Below are 14,983 nucleotides of genomic sequence, written 5' to 3' on the forward strand. Positions count from 1 at the left end.
CCGGTGCACACCGGTCCGCACCCGGTGCAGGATCCCGTCGATCACCTGCCGATGGTCCCGCCACCGACCACAACGCCTGTTGCCGACCGGCAGGAACGGCCGCAGCCGTTCCCACTCGGCATCCGTCAGATCACCCCGCCCCATGCCCCGACCAACGAGCACGGTGGGCGATAGTCACATGATCGACCGGACAAGCCCTAGACGATCAGCGGGACCTGCGCCGTCGTGGTGTCCCGGGCGCGGACCTGGGTGCAATCCGTGCCGGCGTGGAGCTTGGCGCTCTTGCTCCGGGCGGAGTGCACGGTGATGGTCGCGCCGAGGAAGTCACCGCGCGGGACATCGGCGGCGAGCGGGCTTTCGAGCACGTAACTCCCCTATCGGTCTGGGCTTGTGAGCCTAGACCGGCCCTCTGACAACGGCCGCGACCGAGCTCCGACGATGGGTGTCCGCAGCTGCGGTGACCGCCTCGCCGTTCTGGATTGCGCCCAGCCGCTCAGCAGGCCGGCCGAGCTGAGACTCATGGACGGGTCGACGCCCTGCCCGATCCGGTCCTGCGGGACCGGTCGCTTCGCGAGGCCGCGCGAACGGGTAGTCAGTCGGGACGTTCCTCCCTGTGGCTGTGCTCAGGGGACTCCCCGGCCTCGGCGACCTCGTCGCCCTTGTTCCGCCGCAGCAGAGAGATAGGGCTGCGTTCGGTCAGGGCGTCCGCCCCGTCGAGGTCGGCAGGTGGGTCCGCGAGCCACATGACCGTCCTGTCGGCCGGGCTCGGCCCACGCTCGCACCCTCCAGGTCGGCACCGACGACGGCTACCGGGCGGCCACGCGCGCCGGGTACGAGGCGGCCGGGGACGGAGCACTGACGGCACTCCCGCGGGCCTCGCCGGCCCGGCACCGGCCCGTCGGGCCCGGACCGCTCGGACAGCGCATAACTGCTCTGACCGTGCTTGTGCCTGATTGGCCGGCCGGCCAATCAGGCAGCGGTCTGCCTGCGCTGAGCAGGTGGTTCGCGGCGTCCCTCGGCAGCTACGGTGGGGTTGCGCCCCCGCACGCGGGCCGTCAGGTCAGTCGCCCGCTTCGCGGGCGAACCCGTAAGGAGTACTGGTGGCCGTTCCCGCGGAGTTTGATCCCCCTGCCCTCGACGTCCGTCTGCGGGCGGGAGCGGGCGACCTGGTGCTCGACGCGGTGGGCGAGCTCGACCAGGACACCGGCCCGCTGCTGAACGCCGCCGTCAACAGCGCCCTCGACACGACTTCCGGCCTACGGGAGCTGGTGGTCGACATGTCCCGGGTCGCGTTCTGCGACTCCAGCGGTCTCAACGCCCTCATCCGGGCCTACCAGAAGGCCCGTGAAGCGGGCATGGAACTCCGCTTGCTGAGCCCGACCGCACCGGTCGCGGCCCTCCTGCGCCGCACCGGAGTCGACCGGGTGCTGCGCGTGAGCACCGACCCAGCGGCGACCGCTTCCGCGCAAGGGGACTACAGGATCGTGTGACACCCCGCCGCCTCGGCGCATCCACCGACCGGAGGCCGACGGAGGTGAGGGCACCGGCCGAAAACGCGGCGAAGCTCGCTGCGGACGGATACAGCGACTGTCAGTGTGCCTGCGCCGACAGGCCGGTTCTAGACACTGAGCAGGCCGATGGCGTGGCCGTCGTGGTCGACGACCGGCCACACGGCCAGGCCCCGGGCGCGCATGGCGGCCGCCGCAGTGGCCGCAGGCATGGCGGCGGTGGCGAACGGGGCCCGGTCGAGGACGATGTCGCGTACCGGGGTTCGTGCGGTGGTCCGGGAGTGGGCCTGGAACGGGGCAAGGTGCCGCCGGGTCAGGAGGCCCGCGCAGCGGCCGTCGTCGTCGCGGACCAGGAGGTGGTCGGCGCCGGAGCCGTGGAGGATGTGGATCGCCACGTCGAGCATGACGTCGTCGCTGATCTGGAGCTCGGGGTGGGTCATCAGGTCGCGGACCGTGGCGGCGGCGGGGCGGTCGAGGGTGAGGGTCATGGGCGGACTCCTTGGGGGTCGCTTCCGCCGAGGCCGGCGGTGGTCGTGGCACTGACGACGGTGGAACGGCCGGCGGGGTCCGCCGGGGCGGGCCCGGACCGCGGTGGCGGTCCGGGCCCACACGACGTCTGCTGCTAAGCGGCGAGGGCGACGCGTCGGGGTGCCCGGCGGCGGCCGGAGGAGCCCTGGCCGGCCCGGCTCGTGGTGGCAGCTGCGGTGTCGCTGCCGGCGCGGGTGGGGCGGCTGCGGCGGCTGCGGCTCGTGGAGGTACTGCGGCGGGGGCGTTCGACGACGGGGGCGGCGATCACGGTGGGGATGCCGGTGGGCGTGCGGGCCCCGGTGATGCGGGCGAGGTCCTCGTCGCCGGCGCTGACACGGGTGGTGACGGGGGTGATGGCGGCCGTGTTCATCATGCGGGCCATCTCGCGGCGCTGGTTCGGCAGCACGAGGGTGACGACGGTACCGGACTCGCCGGCCCGGGCGGTGCGTCCGCCCCGGTGGAGGTAGTCCTTGTGGTCGGCCGGCGGGTCCAGGTTGACGACGAGGTCGAGCCCGTCGACGTGGATGCCGCGGGCGGCGACGTTGGTCGCGATGAGCGCGGTGACCTGGCCGGTGCGGAACTGCTCCAGGGTGCGGGTGCGCTGAGGCTGGGACTTGCCGCCGTGCAGGGCCGCGGCCTTCACGCCGTTCGCGAGGAGGTCCTCCACCAGGCGGTCCGCACCGTGCTTGGTGTCGGTGAACATGATCACGCCGCCGTCACGGGAGGCGATGTGGGCGATCGTGGCGTTCTTGTCGAAGTTCTGCACGTGCAGCACGTGGTGCTCCATGGTGCTGACCGCCCCGGCGGACGGGTCCACCGAGTGGGTGACCGGATCCTTGAGGAAGCGGCGCACCAGGCGGTCGACGTTGCGGTCCAGGGTGGCGGAGAACAGCATCGTCTGGCAGCCCTCGGCGACCTGGTCGAGCAGTTCGGTGACCTGCGGCAGGAAGCCCATGTCGGCCATCTGATCGGCCTCGTCGAGGACCGTGATGCCGACCCCGTCGAGCTGGCAGTCGCCGCGCTGGATCAGGTCCTTGAGCCGGCCGGGGGTGGCGACCACGACCTCGGCCCCGTGGTTCAGGGCGTGGGCCTGGCGGCCGATCGACATCCCGCCGACCACGGTCGCCATGCGCAGTCGCACCGCGTGGGCGTACGGGGTGAGGGCGTCGGTGACCTGCTGGGCGAGTTCGCGGGTGGGGACCAGTACCAGGGCCAGCGGGCGGCGGGGTTCGGCCTTCTGGCCGGCGGTGCGGGCGAGCACGGCCAGACCGAACGCGATGGTCTTGCCGGAGCCGGTGCGGCCTCGTCCGAGGACGTCGCGGCCGGCGAGCGAGTTCGGGAGCGTGGCGGCCTGGATCGGGAACGGCGTGGTGACGCCCTGGCGGGTCAGCACCGACAGCAGCGCCTTCGGCATGTCCAGCTCGTCGAACGCTTCGACGGCGGGCAGCGCCGGGGTGGTGCTGACCGGCATCGCGAACTCACCCTGGGAAGAGGATCCCTGACGGGAGCTCCGGCCGCCGGCGGGCCGGTCGCCGTAGAAGGAGCCGCCGCCGGAGCGGGATCCGTAGGAGCTGCCGGAACGGGCGGAGGCCGAGGAGCGGGAGTTGGTGTTCTGGTACGGGGAGCGACTGGAGCGGTTCATGCGAAACCTTCCTGGGACGGCACGTCGCGAGGCGACTCCGCAGCGCGGGGCGCCGGCAGGAGATCGCCAGGGAACGGGCCGAAAGTATGGGGAGCGGGGCGTGGACGGTGAAACCGTGCGGCACGTCACCTGCGGTCGGCGCTCACCGACAGTGCGGGAGCGAAGATCCTCGAACCGTGGGATGTCACGGCAGGGCGGCGATCCGGACGCGGCGCTGTGCGTCTCGCGTGGGGACGGCCGCCGGTGGCGGAGCCAGGGGGCCTGAACGGGCCGGGGAATGCGCGTGGCGCAATGCCGAGGGGCCCGCACCGGGCATCATGTACGCGGTGCGGGCCCCTCGCTACCAGGCGGGTGCCGTGGCAGAAACTACAGCGGACGAATGTTCTCGGCCTGCGGGCCCTTCTGGCCCTGCGTGACGTCGAACTCGACCTTCTGGCCCTCGAGCAGCTCACGGAAGCCGTTGGCGTTGATGTTCGAGTAGTGGGCGAACACGTCAGGACCGCCACCCTCCTGCTCGATGAAGCCGAAGCCCTTTTCCGCGTTGAACCACTTCACAGTGCCATTAGCCATAAAGAAATCTCCTTCAAGGGGCTGTCCGGAAGCCGCACAGCGCGGGATCCGAGTCGCCGCGATGAGCACCCACCCGGGGAAGAGCCGGGAAACAAAAAGGCGCCTGCGATACATCAGCAGGCGCACACCAAGTTCATGGGAACCACTACTGCAACTAAGGAGACTCTAGCAGGCCCAGTCGCACCGCGGGCGGACATTTCACCCCCGGTTCTGTCAGACCCCCTCCCAAGGGGGCATCGGAAAGACCCGCTCCCGCGATTTTCGGCGCATACTGCGGGGAATGTCGAAATCTGCAGCAGTTCGCCGCGCCCTGCCCACCAGCCCCTTCAAGGCCCGGATCGAGGCGCCTCGCAAGCACTTCGCCGTCGGCGACCGCGTCACCCACGACACCTACGGCCTCGGCCGCGCCATCGGGGTCGAAGGCGACAGCGACATCGCGGTACTCGTCGACTTCGGATCGCGACGGGAGCGCATCACCCAGCCCTACGCCGCGATGTTCAAACTCTGACCCGGGACGCACGCGGTCCTCGGCTCGGGAGGGGACGCGCGGCGCGGACCCGGCCGCGCGTCCCCTCCCGAGCCGAACGGGCACCCGCCACTGCGCCTCTGGGGCGGCGCCGGCGATGGCCGGCTATGGGCTGGGCAGGCGGTGACTCGGCCCATGGCATCCGCAGCGCACTCATGCCGGCCCTGTCGGACATCCTCCACGCAGCGGGCTTCACCATCACCGCCCTCGGAACCGACCTGATCGTGACCGCCGGACCGGACGATCCCGGCGCCGCCCAGGGCCCCACGGCTGCTTCCGGCTGCCCCGCGCCGCGGCGCAGCCGACCCGCACGCCAGGTCGCCGCCGCGCACTAGCCGGCGCAGGGCCCGTGACTGCCATGGCCGCTGCCCCAGACACGTGGGCGCCGGAGGCCGTGTCCTATCCTGGGATTCATGTCGAACCCTGACGGGCTGCTCGTCGACATCGCCGCGATGGTCGAATCCGAGCACAGCAATCAGATGTCCTTGACCGTGGTGGTCCCAGGCGCGGTCATCACCGGACGGCTCGCGCCAGTGACCCTCTGGTGGGAGCGGGTGGCGGAGGTCCTCCAGGCCTCGGAGCACGTGAAGCCGTTCGCCGCCCTCTTCGTCCCGCCCCCGGGTGGCCTGCCTGCACGGCCCACCCATCTTCATCTCCACCGGGCGAGGATTCTGCAGGGCGACTTCGCGCTGCCGCACACCGGCGGCATGTACCGCATCGCGATCGAAGACATCAGCAGCTGGACGGTCGGGGACTTCAGCTACTCCGACATCTGACGGCCACGGCAGGCCGCACGGGCGCATTCCCGCCCTCGGAGTCCAGCACCACGTGGTGGCAGTGGGTCCTGCCGATGTCCGCGCCCGCCCCCGTTATGTTTTTCGCGGTCCTGTCAGAGGGCCGCCGGCCTCCGGGCCCGGCATGACTGCGGCAAAGGTCCTGGGCCGCTGGTGAGGGGCGGCCCAGAACTGTGTGACGCATTGTGGTCGGCGCAGGTCCTTCTGGAACCTCGGTGCCTCGCTGGTTCCGGCCGGCCGGTCCAGACCGGAAAAACGGGCGGACGGCGCCGGACGGGGACTGCTCGGTCTGCGGGAAAGGGTCTCCGTCCACGGCGGCGACCTCGACGCCCGCCGCCGCCTCGGCGGCGGCTACCGCGTCCGCGCCCGCATCCCTCTGGTCACCGACCGCTCGATCCAGGGGATCGCCGACGACACCCTCGCCCGCCTGGTCACCTTCCCCCAGGTGCTGGTCACCTCGCACCAGGCCTACTTCACCCGCACCGCGGTCGGCCAGATCATCGACGCCACCGTCCGCACCGTGGACGACTACGCCGCCGGGCGCCGCGGCGAGAACGTCCTCGCCCCGCGCGGCCGAACCGCTCGCGCGGAACCCTGCACGGGGGGCGGCGGAGGCACCGGAGTAAGGCCCGCCTAGGCTGTACGACGAAGCAAAACGGGCGAACCGGACCCACCCAGGGGCCGCGAGGATGGAAAGCAGGACCCGCCGATGGGCGACGGAATGCCAGGAATGCACCACCACGGCGGGATGACCGAACTCGGACCCTTCTCGCTCTCCAACGTGCTGACCTGGTCCCCCGACTGGGTGTTCCTGATCGGCAGCCTGGCGGCGCTGGCCCTGTACCTCACCGGCGTGGTCCGGCTGCACAGGCGCGGCGACCGCTGGCCGGTCGGGCGCACGGCGGCCTGGGCGGCGGGCACCGGGACGGTGATCCTGGTCACCTGCACCGGGTTGAACGACTACGGCATGGTGCTGTTCAGCGCGCACATGATGCAGCACATGGTGCTCTCCATGCTGTCGCCGATCCTGCTGCTGCTCGGGGCGCCGATCACGCTGGCGCTGCGTGCCCTGCGACCGGCCGGCAAGGGCAATCCGCGGGGGCCGCGCGAGCTGCTGGTGGCCCTGCTGCACAGCACCTACGTGAAGGTGATCTCGCACCCGGCGTTCACCATTCCGCTGTTCATCGCGAGCCTGTACGGGGTCTACTTCACCCCGCTGTTCGACTTCCTCATGGAGTACCGGCTCGGGCACATCTTCATGATGGTGCACTTCCTGGCCACCGGGCTGGCGTTCTTCTGGCCGATCATGGGCGTGGACCCCGGTCCGAACCGGTCGGGCCACGTGATGCGAATCATCGAGCTGTTCATGGGCATGCCGTTCCACGCCTTCTTCGGCGTGGCGGTGATGATGGGGAGCCAGCCGCTGGTGAAGACCTTCACCACCGAGGGCGCGCCGCCCGGGACGGACCTGCTGGCCGACCAGAAGCTGGCCGGCGGCATCACCTGGGCGTTCGGCGAGATCCCGACGGCGATCGTGCTGATCGCGCTGGTCTACCAGTGGATGCGCTCCGAGGAGCGCCTCTCCCGCCGCCGGGACCGCGCCGAGGACCGCAGCGGCGACGCCGAGCTGGCGGCGTACAACGCGTACCTGGCGTCGCTGGACAAGCGCAACCAGCGCCCCGCGCCGGCGGCCGACGCCGGCTGAGCCCGGCCCCACCGCTCCGGAACCCCCGCCCTCGGGCGGGGGTTCCGTCGTTTCCGGAGCCGGGCGGAGCCGGGCGGAGCCGGAGCCTTGGCCGACCGGGGGCGGACCGGGGGCGGCTCCGGGGGATCAGCCCACCGTGCCGGACTGCCGGGCCAGGCCGGCGACCAGGATGTCCAACCCGAACTCGAACCGCTCGTCCCCGACGTTGCGGGTGAGCGCGACCGCCATGGAGGTGATCATCGGGTAGCGGTCGGTCGGGACGGTGTCGAAGTAGCTCCGGATCCGCTCGGTGAACTCCTCGCTGTTCCCGCCGCCGCGGGTGGACGCCTCGAAGGCGGTCGCCGTCGTGTAGAGCCCGAGCAGGTCGACCCCGTAGGCGGCGGTCTGCTCGTCGAGGCCGCCGGCGCGCAGCATGCCGAGCATGGCCTCGGCGATGTCCATCGCGTGCGGGGTCACCGGGACGTTGGCGACGACGGCGGCCCTGGCCAGATCCCGGTGCGAGAGCAGCACCTGACGGGAGCGGCGCAGCAGCCGCTTCACCTGCTCCTGCCACGTGGCCGGGTCGGGTCGCTCCAGCTCGATCTCGGTGTAGGCGAGGTCGAGGACGAGCTCGACCAGCTCCTCCTTGCTGCCGACGTGGGCGTACAGGCTGGCGGCGCCCGTGCCGAGCTCCTGTCCGACCCGGCGCATGCTGAGCGCGTCCATGCCCTCGGCGTCGACGATCCTCAGTGCGGCCTCGACGATCCGCTCCCGGCTCAGCGGCTGCCGTCTGGGCGGAGCCTTCTCCTTCTGCCAGTGCTCGGACCAGCCGGAGCGCGGGGCGGCACTGGTCATGGGGGCTCCTTCGTGGTCGGTGACGGCTCCCAGATTACTTGACACGAACACCGTTCCATGGGAGAACACTGTTCGTTCAGCAAAACAGTGTTCGTCACGACGAACGACGTTCGCCCCGTGGAATCCGGAGAGCACCCCCCATGACCGACCAGATCGCCCCTCCCGACCCCTCGCCGACGGCGGCGGCCGAGAGCCCGCCGACCGGCTACCGGCTGCGCTGGGCCGGCCTCGCCGTCATCCTGGCCGCCGAGGTGATGGACCTCCTCGACACCACGATCGTCGGCGTCGCCTCGCCCTCCGTCCGGCAGGACCTCGGCGGCAGCGACGCCCAGATCCAGTGGATCTCCGCCTCCTACACGCTCGCCTTCGCCGTCCTGCTGATCACCGGAGCCCGGCTCGGCGACTTCTTCGGACGCAGGCGCCTCTTCACGCTCGGCGCGGCCGGCTTCACCCTCGCCTCGGTGCTCTGCGCGGCGGCACCCGGCGCCGGCGCCCTGATCGCCGCCCGGACCCTCCAGGGCCTGTTCGCCGCGCTGCTCATCCCGCAGGGCCTCGGACTGATCAAGTCGATGTTCCCGCCCAAGGAGATGGGGGCCGCGTTCGGCCTCTTCGGCCCCGTCCTCGGGCTCTCCTCCGTCCTCGGCCCCACCCTCGGCGGCTACCTCACCGACGCCGACTGGTTCGGCCTCGGCTGGCGGACCGTGTTCCTGATCAACCTGCCGCTCGGCCTGCTCACCGTCCTCATGGCCGGCCGGATCCTGCCCGCCGACCGCGTGACCGCTACCGCCCGCACCGGCCGGCTCGACCCGGTGGGCGTGCTGCTGCTCAGCCTCGCCGTGCTGCTGCTGGTCTACCCGCTGGTCCAGGGGCGCGAGCTCGACTGGCCGCTCTGGGCCTTCGTGGCGATGGCCGCGTCCCTGCCGGTGCTCCGGCTCTTCACCCTCCACCAGCGCCGTGTCCTGCGGCGCGGCGGCACCCCGCTGATCGAGCCCTCACTGTTCGGCAAGCGGGCCTTCGTCTCGGCGCTCGCCACCGGGCTGGTCTTCTTCGCCGCGCTCTCCGGCCTGCTGCTGGTCTTCACCCTCCACCTGCAGCTCGGCCTCGGCTGGACCCCGTTGCACGCCGGGCTCTCGATGATCCCGTTGTCGCTCGGCGTGGTCGCCGGCGCCGTCCTCTCCGGCGCGCTCCTGGCCCCGCGCCACGGCCGCCGGGTCCTGCACGGCGGCATGGTGGTCGCCGCCTGCGGTGCGCTCGGCCTCTGGTACGCGGTCGAGCACTGGGCCGCCGGCCTCACCAGCTGGGAGCTGCTCCCCGCGCTGGCCCTCACCGGTTTCGGTCTGGGCCTGATCATGGCGCCGTTCTTCGACATCGCCCTGGCCGGCGTCGAGGAGCCGGAGACCGGCTCGGCCTCCGGCGTCCTCAACGCCCAGCAGCAGCTCGGCGGCTCGGTGGGCGTCGCCCTGCTCGGCACCGCGTTCTTCGGCTGGGCCGGCACCGACGGCTTCCAGCACGCGGCCGGGCGGACGTACGGCCTCGCCGCCGCCCTGCTGGCGCTGGCCTTCCTGGTCGCCTTCCTGCTCCCCCGCCGGGCGCGCCCCGAGGGCGAGCACTGAGCGCGACGCGCACCGCCGCCGCACCGGCCGGTGGCGGCGCCCGGCCGGTGGCGGCGGGAACGCCGGGAGGCCCCGGGATCCGCTCCTGCGGATCCCGGGGCCTCCCGGTTCACTTCGCCTGCGGTCAGCCGAGGTTGGCCAGCGCGTCGTTGAAGGTCTTCGACGGACGCATCGCGGCCGCGGCCTTGGCCGGGTCCGGCTGGTAGTAGCCACCGAGCTCGACCGGCGTGCCCTGGACGGCGGCCAGCTCCTCGACGATGGCCTGCTCCTGCTCGCCCAGCGACTCGGCGAGGCCGGCGAAGGCCTGCGCCAGCTCGGCGTCCGCGGTCTGGCCGGCCAGCTCCTGGGCCCAGTACAGGGCCAGGTAGAAGTGGCTGCCGCGGTTGTCGATGCCGCCGAGGCGACGGCTCGGCGACTTGTCCTCGTTGAGGAAGGTGCCGGTCGCGCGGTCCAGGGTGTCGGCCAGCACCTGGGCGCGGGCGTTCTCCGTGGTGCGGGCCAGGTGCTCGAAGCTCGCGGCCAGCGCGAAGAACTCGCCCAGGCTGTCCCAGCGCAGGTAGTTCTCCTTGACCAGCTGCTGGACGTGCTTCGGGGCGGAGCCGCCGGCGCCGGTCTCGAACAGGCCGCCGCCGTTGATCAGCGGCACGACCGACAGCATCTTGGCGCTGGTGCCCAGCTCCAGGATCGGGAAGAGGTCGGTCAGGTAGTCGCGCAGCACGTTGCCGGTGACCGAGATGGTGTTCTCGCCGCGGCGGATGCGCTCCAGCGAGAACGTGGTGGCGTCGACCGGGGCCTTGATCTCGATCTGCAGGCCGGTGGTGTCGTGCTCCGGCAGGTAGGCCTTGACCTTCTCGATCAGGACGGCGTCGTGCGCACGGGTCTCGTCCAGCCAGAAGACGGCCGGGTCGCCCGAGACACGGGCGCGGGTGACGGCCAGCTTGACCCAGTCGCGGATCGGCAGGTCCTTGGTCTGGCAGGAGCGGAAGATGTCGCCCGGCTCGACGGCCTGCTCCAGGACGACGTTGCCCTCGGTGTCGACCAGGCGAACGGTGCCCGCGGCGGCGATCTCGAAGGTCTTGTCGTGGCTGCCGTACTCCTCGGCGGCCTGGGCCATCAGGCCGACGTTCGGGACGGAGCCGATGGTGGCCGGGTTCAGGGCGCCGTGGGCGCGGCAGTCGTCGAGGACGGCCTGGTAGACACCGGAGTAGCTGCTGTCGGGCAGCACGGCGAGGGTGTCGGCCTCCTGGCCGTCCGGGCCCCACATGTGGCCGGAGGTGCGGATCATGGCCGGCATCGAGGCGTCGACGATGACGTCGCTCGGGACGTGCAGGTTGGTGATGCCCTTGTCCGAGTCGACCATGGCCAGGGCCGGGCCGTCGGCCAGCTCGGCGTCGAACGAGGCCTTGATCTCGGCGCCGTTCTCCAGCGCGTCGAGGCCGGCGAGGATGCCGCCGAGGCCGTTGTTCGGGTTCAGGCCGGCGGCGACGAGCGCCGGGCCGTACGCGGCGAAGGTCTTCGGGAAGAAGGCGCGGACCACGTGGCCGAAGATGATCGGGTCGGAGACCTTCATCATGGTGGCCTTGAGGTGGACCGAGAACAGCACGCCCTCGGCCTTGGCCCGGGCGACCTGGGCGGCCAGGAACTCGTGCAGGGCGGCGACGTGCAGCACGGAGGCGTCGACGACCTCGCCGGCCTGGACCGGGACCGACTCGCGGAGCACCGTGGTGGTGCCGTCCGCGGCGAGCAGCTCGATGCGCAGCGAACCGGCCTCGGCGATCACGGTGGACTTCTCGGTGGAGCGGAAGTCGTTCTCGCCCATGGTGGCGACGTTGGTCTTGGAGTCGGCCGACCACGCGCCCATGCGGTGCGGGTGCGTCTTGGCGTAGTTCTTGACCGACGCGGGGGCCCGGCGGTCCGAGTTGCCCTCGCGCAGGACCGGGTTGACGGCGCTGCCCTTGACCTTGTCGTAGCGGGCGCGGACGTCCTTGTCCTCGTCGGTCTGCGGGTCGTCCGGGTAGTCCGGCAGCGCGTAGCCCTGCGCCTGCAGCTCGGCGACGGCCGCCTTCAGCTGCGGGATGGACGCCGAGATGTTCGGCAGCTTGATGATGTTGGCGCCCGGGGTCTTGGCGAGCGCGCCCAGCTCGGCGAGGGCGTCGCCGATCTGCTGGCCCTCCTCCAGACGCTCCGGGAAGCTCGCGATGATCCGCCCGGCGAGGGAGATGTCGCGCGTCTCCACCTTCACGCCCGCCGTCGAGGCATACGCCTGCACGACCGGCAGGAACGAGTACGTTGCCAGGGCCGGCGCCTCGTCGGTGTGCGTATAGATGATGGTCGAGTCAGTCATCGGTACTCCGCTTCGCGTCTCCAACGTCTTGACGTCAAGATATCTCGTGATCGCCCCTTCGCTCCACCTCCCCCCGGTTCGGATGTGCGGGGGGAGGCGTCCGGGGCACCGGGGCGACGGTCAGCTCCACGGTGGTCCCGGCGCGGGCGCGCGGCAAGCGGAGCGCCCGGAGGACCGCCGGAGGGGGCTACCGGAGGGCGCCGGAGCGGGCCGCCAGCCGCGTCTCGAACTCGGCCAGGTCGGCCGGGAACCAGAGCTGCCCGCCCCGGTTGGACTCCCGGACGAAGTCCCGCAGGGCGCCGCTGGCCAGGGTGTGCCGGGAGATGTCGCCGAGGACGGCGAGCCCGACCCGGTAGGTGGCGAACTTCTGCACGATCCCGCCGGCGATCCGGGTGCTCAGGGTGAAGAACTCGTCCGGGAAGCGCTCGGCCGGGACGAGCACCCAGGCGGCGTCGCGACCCAGGGCGTCACCGATGACGTCCATCGCCGCGGACTCGTCGCCGATGGCCGGGCCCTCGGCGGGCAGCCGCAGGACACCGGACGGGGCGGTGGGGCTGTGCTCAGACATGACGGTTCTCCGTGGTCATGGAGTGGATGACGGCGAGCAGCTCGGCCGTGTCGGCCGGATCGCCGAGGATGATCACCTTGAGGGTCGCGCGCTCCTCGTTGTGGAGGGACTCCACCCGCGTCGGGACGGTGTTCCCGCGCGGGCCCGAGACCAGTGCCACGAGGGTGTTCGACAGCCGGACGGCCTCCCGCACACCGACCCCGTCGATCTGGACGACGGTGGAGACCTCGACGTGCAGCGGACCGGGCTCCGGCGGCGCCGACGCCTCGGGGTCCGCGCCGGCGAAGGACTCGAAGTCGCGGCGGGCGATCCGGTACTGCTTCCCGATCCTGGTGGCCCGCAGCCGGCCGTCGCGGACGTAGCCGCGGACCGTCCGCACGTGCAGCCCCAGCAGCTCGGCCACCTGTTCCACCGAGTAGTACTCCGGCACCGGACACCCTTCGCACGACGACTCCTTACGGTCGAAAACTACCATGAGAACAGGTTGGATAGGGAAGGATAGGGAGTGCTGTCCGATGAGCGGTACAGCCGACCGTCAGAACTTCGTCAACGCAGCGCGGCATTCGGTCAACGCTGCGTCAGGACGGCGTCCGAGTGCCCGGCGCCGCCCTAGCGTCGAAGGAGCAGTTCCGGCAGGACCCTCCACCACTCGGGAGCACCCGCATGGCCCGCGTCGTCTGGCACGTCCCGGTCACCGTCACCGGCAGGACCACCGCTCTCCGCCTCTTCCGCCATCGGGACGGCCGCCGCTGCGCGGTCGGCTTCAGCTCCGCCGGCGCGCTGGCCGACCTGCTCGGCACCGGGCAGGCCGCCGTCGAGCTCGGCGAACCCGCCCTGCGCGCCCTGACCGCCCCGCTCGGCGTCGACGAGCTGGTCCTGGACCCGCGCCTGGTCGCGCAGCCCGTCGCGGGCGGCGCGGACCGCCCGGCTGCAGCACCGGTGAGCGCCCTCCACCTCGTGCCCGGCGCGCCCGGGCCCGAGGAGGCCCGGCCGCTGCAGGCCCTCGCCCGGGTGAGCTACGGCCCGGTCCCGCTCGACTTCGACCGGCTGGCCGCCGAGTTCCCGGCCGTCCAGAGCGGCCTCGCCCTGGCCGGTGACGCCGACCTCGAACTCCGGCTCGCCTGCACCGGGCCGGAGGAGTTACGGGCCGTCTCCATCGCCCTGCTGCGCGCCGGGGCCGCCCACGTCCGCATCGACCTCGTCCTGCGGGCGCTGATCCCGGGTCAGCCCGCGCTCCGGTCCGTGCCCTGACGGCCCGTGCACCCGCTGTCCGGAGGGGGCGCAGGCCGGGCGCAGGCGCCGGGAGGGCCTACACCCCCCGGCAGGTGAGGGCCGCGACGGCGGTCAGCAGCAGCGCCGAACCCGCCACCAGGGCCGGGGTGAGCGGCTCGCCGAAGCACACGACGCCGAGCACCGCGGCCGTCGCCGGTTCGAGCAGCACCAGGACGGCGGCCGTCACCCCCGGCACCACGGTCAGACCGGCGAAGTACCACCGGTAGGCGAACAGGGTGGGCACGGTGCCGAGGAAGAGCAGCGCACCGGCCGTCGCCAGCGGCTCCCCGGCGGACGGCAGGACCCCGCCCTCCGCCACCGCGAGCGGCAGCAGGCAGAGCAGCCCGGTGGTGAACGCACCGGTCGAGGCGCGCGCCGAACCGCCACCGCGCGCCCAGAGCGTCAGCCCGCTCTGCCCGGCCCCGGCCAGCACCGCGAGGGCCGCCCCGAGCAGCGGACGCGGACCGGCCGCCGGCGCGGCCACCAGCAGCGCCAGCCCGCCGAGCGCGAGGGCGAGCGCGACCGACGCCCGGGCCGTCAGGCGCTCACCGAGCAGCAGGTGGGCACCGAGGCTGGTGAGCACCGGACCGGCGCCGATGGTGATCAAGGTGCCGAGGCCGAGACCCGCGTACTGGACCGAACCGAAGTAGGCGCACTGGCTGACGGCCAGGGCGAGCCCGGTCAGGACGGCCGCGCGGCGCGGGGCACCGCAGGCCCGCCCCCCGGCCGTCCGCCGGAGGGCGGGCAGCAGCGCGAGGCAGCCGGCCGCGACGGCGAACCGCCAGGCACAGACGGCCACCGGGCCGAGCCCTCCGGTGCGCAGCAGCAGGGCGGCGACGGCTCCGCCCGCGCCCCAGGCCACGGCGGCGGCCGAGATGGACAGCAGGCCGTGCCGGACCGGCACGGCGACATGAGTGGTCATGCGTTCGTTCTCCACGACGGGGTGCCGGGCGGGGCCCGGCCGGATGAGGTCCACCGGTGGCGCGGGCGGCACTCATCGGCCCGGTGGCGGGGGCCGCCGGGCGGGGTGTGCGTGGAGGGGCCGCCCGCTAGCGGACGGGCGGCGGCAGGATCACGAA

At 72.4% G+C, this 14,983-nt stretch carries 18 protein-coding genes and 1 pseudogene; 8 read left to right on the forward strand and 11 right to left on the reverse strand.

Features of this window, described 5'->3' with window-relative positions; translation table 11 throughout:
* From PUR61_RS18575 to PUR61_RS18585, 3 genes are all read right to left on the reverse strand, one after another.
* Positions 1-144 (reverse strand): transposase (locus tag PUR61_RS18575; protein WP_329880120.1); only part of this gene is annotated, 144 nt, incomplete at its 3' end.
* Between the two features lie 53 nt (positions 145-197).
* Positions 198-365: a hypothetical protein gene (locus PUR61_RS18580; protein WP_329880026.1), complete on the reverse strand. Its 168-nt coding sequence runs from the start codon at positions 363-365 to the stop codon at positions 198-200.
* A 227-nt stretch (positions 366-592) separates the two neighbouring features.
* A complete protein-coding gene (locus tag PUR61_RS18585) occupies positions 593-745 on the reverse strand; it encodes a hypothetical protein (protein ID WP_329880027.1) in 153 nt (50 codons plus the stop codon).
* A gap of 355 nt (positions 746-1,100) precedes the next feature.
* On the opposite strand from PUR61_RS18585, the gene PUR61_RS18590 reads away from it, so the two are divergent.
* Positions 1,101-1,490 carry an STAS domain-containing protein gene (locus tag PUR61_RS18590; protein ID WP_329880029.1) on the forward strand — a complete coding sequence of 130 codons (390 nt, stop codon included), beginning with the start codon at positions 1,101-1,103 and terminating at the stop codon, positions 1,488-1,490.
* Positions 1,491-1,618: 128 nt separating this feature from the next.
* Here the strand turns inward: PUR61_RS18590 and PUR61_RS18595 are convergent, their stop codons facing one another.
* The 3 genes from PUR61_RS18595 to PUR61_RS18605 all read right to left on the reverse strand — a co-directional run bounded on the left by PUR61_RS18595 (position 1,619) and on the right by PUR61_RS18605 (position 4,248).
* Positions 1,619-1,996: a CBS domain-containing protein gene (locus PUR61_RS18595; protein WP_329880030.1), complete on the reverse strand. Its 378-nt coding sequence runs from the start codon at positions 1,994-1,996 to the stop codon at positions 1,619-1,621.
* A gap of 134 nt (positions 1,997-2,130) precedes the next feature.
* Entirely contained in the window at positions 2,131-3,678 is a 1,548-nt protein-coding gene (locus PUR61_RS18600; RefSeq protein WP_329880031.1) for a DEAD/DEAH box helicase, read from the reverse strand.
* A gap of 366 nt (positions 3,679-4,044) precedes the next feature.
* Positions 4,045-4,248, reverse strand: coding sequence for a cold-shock protein (locus tag PUR61_RS18605; RefSeq protein WP_030918248.1), 204 nt, complete (start codon positions 4,246-4,248; stop codon positions 4,045-4,047).
* 280 nt (positions 4,249-4,528) lie between these two features.
* On the opposite strand from PUR61_RS18605, the gene PUR61_RS18610 reads away from it, so the two are divergent.
* From PUR61_RS18610 to PUR61_RS18630, 5 genes and pseudogenes are all read left to right on the forward strand, one after another.
* Positions 4,529-4,756 carry a hypothetical protein gene (locus PUR61_RS18610; protein ID WP_329880038.1) on the forward strand — a complete coding sequence of 76 codons (228 nt, stop codon included), beginning with the start codon at positions 4,529-4,531 and terminating at the stop codon, positions 4,754-4,756.
* 173 nt (positions 4,757-4,929) lie between these two features.
* The gene (locus tag PUR61_RS18615; protein WP_329880039.1) at positions 4,930-5,109 is read left to right on the forward strand and encodes a hypothetical protein; all 180 of its coding nucleotides are present in this window, start codon (positions 4,930-4,932) and stop codon (positions 5,107-5,109) included.
* 78 nt (positions 5,110-5,187) lie between these two features.
* A complete protein-coding gene (locus tag PUR61_RS18620) occupies positions 5,188-5,550 on the forward strand; it encodes a hypothetical protein (protein ID WP_329880041.1) in 363 nt (120 codons plus the stop codon).
* Between the two features lie 337 nt (positions 5,551-5,887).
* Positions 5,888-6,205 (forward strand): annotated as a pseudogene (locus PUR61_RS18625) (hypothetical protein); the annotation flags it as partial.
* A gap of 93 nt (positions 6,206-6,298) precedes the next feature.
* Positions 6,299-7,273, forward strand: coding sequence for a cytochrome c oxidase assembly protein (locus PUR61_RS18630; RefSeq protein ID WP_329880121.1), 975 nt, complete (start codon positions 6,299-6,301; stop codon positions 7,271-7,273).
* A 126-nt stretch (positions 7,274-7,399) separates the two neighbouring features.
* On the opposite strand, the gene PUR61_RS18635 is transcribed toward PUR61_RS18630, so the two are convergent.
* Entirely contained in the window at positions 7,400-8,107 is a 708-nt protein-coding gene (locus PUR61_RS18635) for a TetR/AcrR family transcriptional regulator (protein ID WP_329880043.1), read from the reverse strand.
* A 140-nt stretch (positions 8,108-8,247) separates the two neighbouring features.
* Between PUR61_RS18635 and PUR61_RS18640 the strand changes: the two genes are divergently transcribed.
* Positions 8,248-9,720, forward strand: coding sequence for an MFS transporter (locus PUR61_RS18640; protein ID WP_329880045.1), 1,473 nt, complete (start codon positions 8,248-8,250; stop codon positions 9,718-9,720).
* Between the two features lie 124 nt (positions 9,721-9,844).
* Here the strand turns inward: PUR61_RS18640 and PUR61_RS18645 are convergent, their stop codons facing one another.
* From PUR61_RS18645 to PUR61_RS18655, 3 genes are all read right to left on the reverse strand, one after another.
* Complete coding sequence (locus PUR61_RS18645) at positions 9,845-12,064, reverse strand: NADP-dependent isocitrate dehydrogenase (RefSeq protein ID WP_329880047.1); 2,220 nt, start codon at positions 12,062-12,064, stop codon at positions 9,845-9,847.
* Between the two features lie 187 nt (positions 12,065-12,251).
* Entirely contained in the window at positions 12,252-12,632 is a 381-nt protein-coding gene (locus PUR61_RS18650) for a DUF4180 domain-containing protein (protein WP_329880049.1), read from the reverse strand.
* Positions 12,625-13,062 carry a helix-turn-helix domain-containing protein gene (locus PUR61_RS18655; protein ID WP_329880051.1) on the reverse strand — a complete coding sequence of 146 codons (438 nt, stop codon included), beginning with the start codon at positions 13,060-13,062 and terminating at the stop codon, positions 12,625-12,627. The genes PUR61_RS18650 and PUR61_RS18655 overlap by 8 nt, the downstream gene beginning before the upstream one ends.
* Before the next feature lie 233 nt (positions 13,063-13,295).
* Here PUR61_RS18655 and PUR61_RS18660 point away from each other — a divergent pair, with 233 nt between their 5' ends.
* Positions 13,296-13,883, forward strand: a complete 588-nt coding sequence (locus PUR61_RS18660) for an SAV_915 family protein (protein ID WP_329880052.1) — start codon at positions 13,296-13,298, stop codon at positions 13,881-13,883.
* A 58-nt stretch (positions 13,884-13,941) separates the two neighbouring features.
* Here the strand turns inward: PUR61_RS18660 and PUR61_RS18665 are convergent, their stop codons facing one another.
* Positions 13,942-14,826 carry a DMT family transporter gene (locus PUR61_RS18665; RefSeq protein ID WP_329880053.1) on the reverse strand — a complete coding sequence of 295 codons (885 nt, stop codon included), beginning with the start codon at positions 14,824-14,826 and terminating at the stop codon, positions 13,942-13,944.
* Positions 14,827-14,983 lie beyond the last annotated feature (157 nt).

It is taken from the genome of Streptomyces sp. BE20, assembly GCF_036322525.1.
In the GTDB taxonomy this organism is placed as follows: Bacteria; Actinomycetota; Actinomycetes; order Streptomycetales; family Streptomycetaceae; genus Kitasatospora.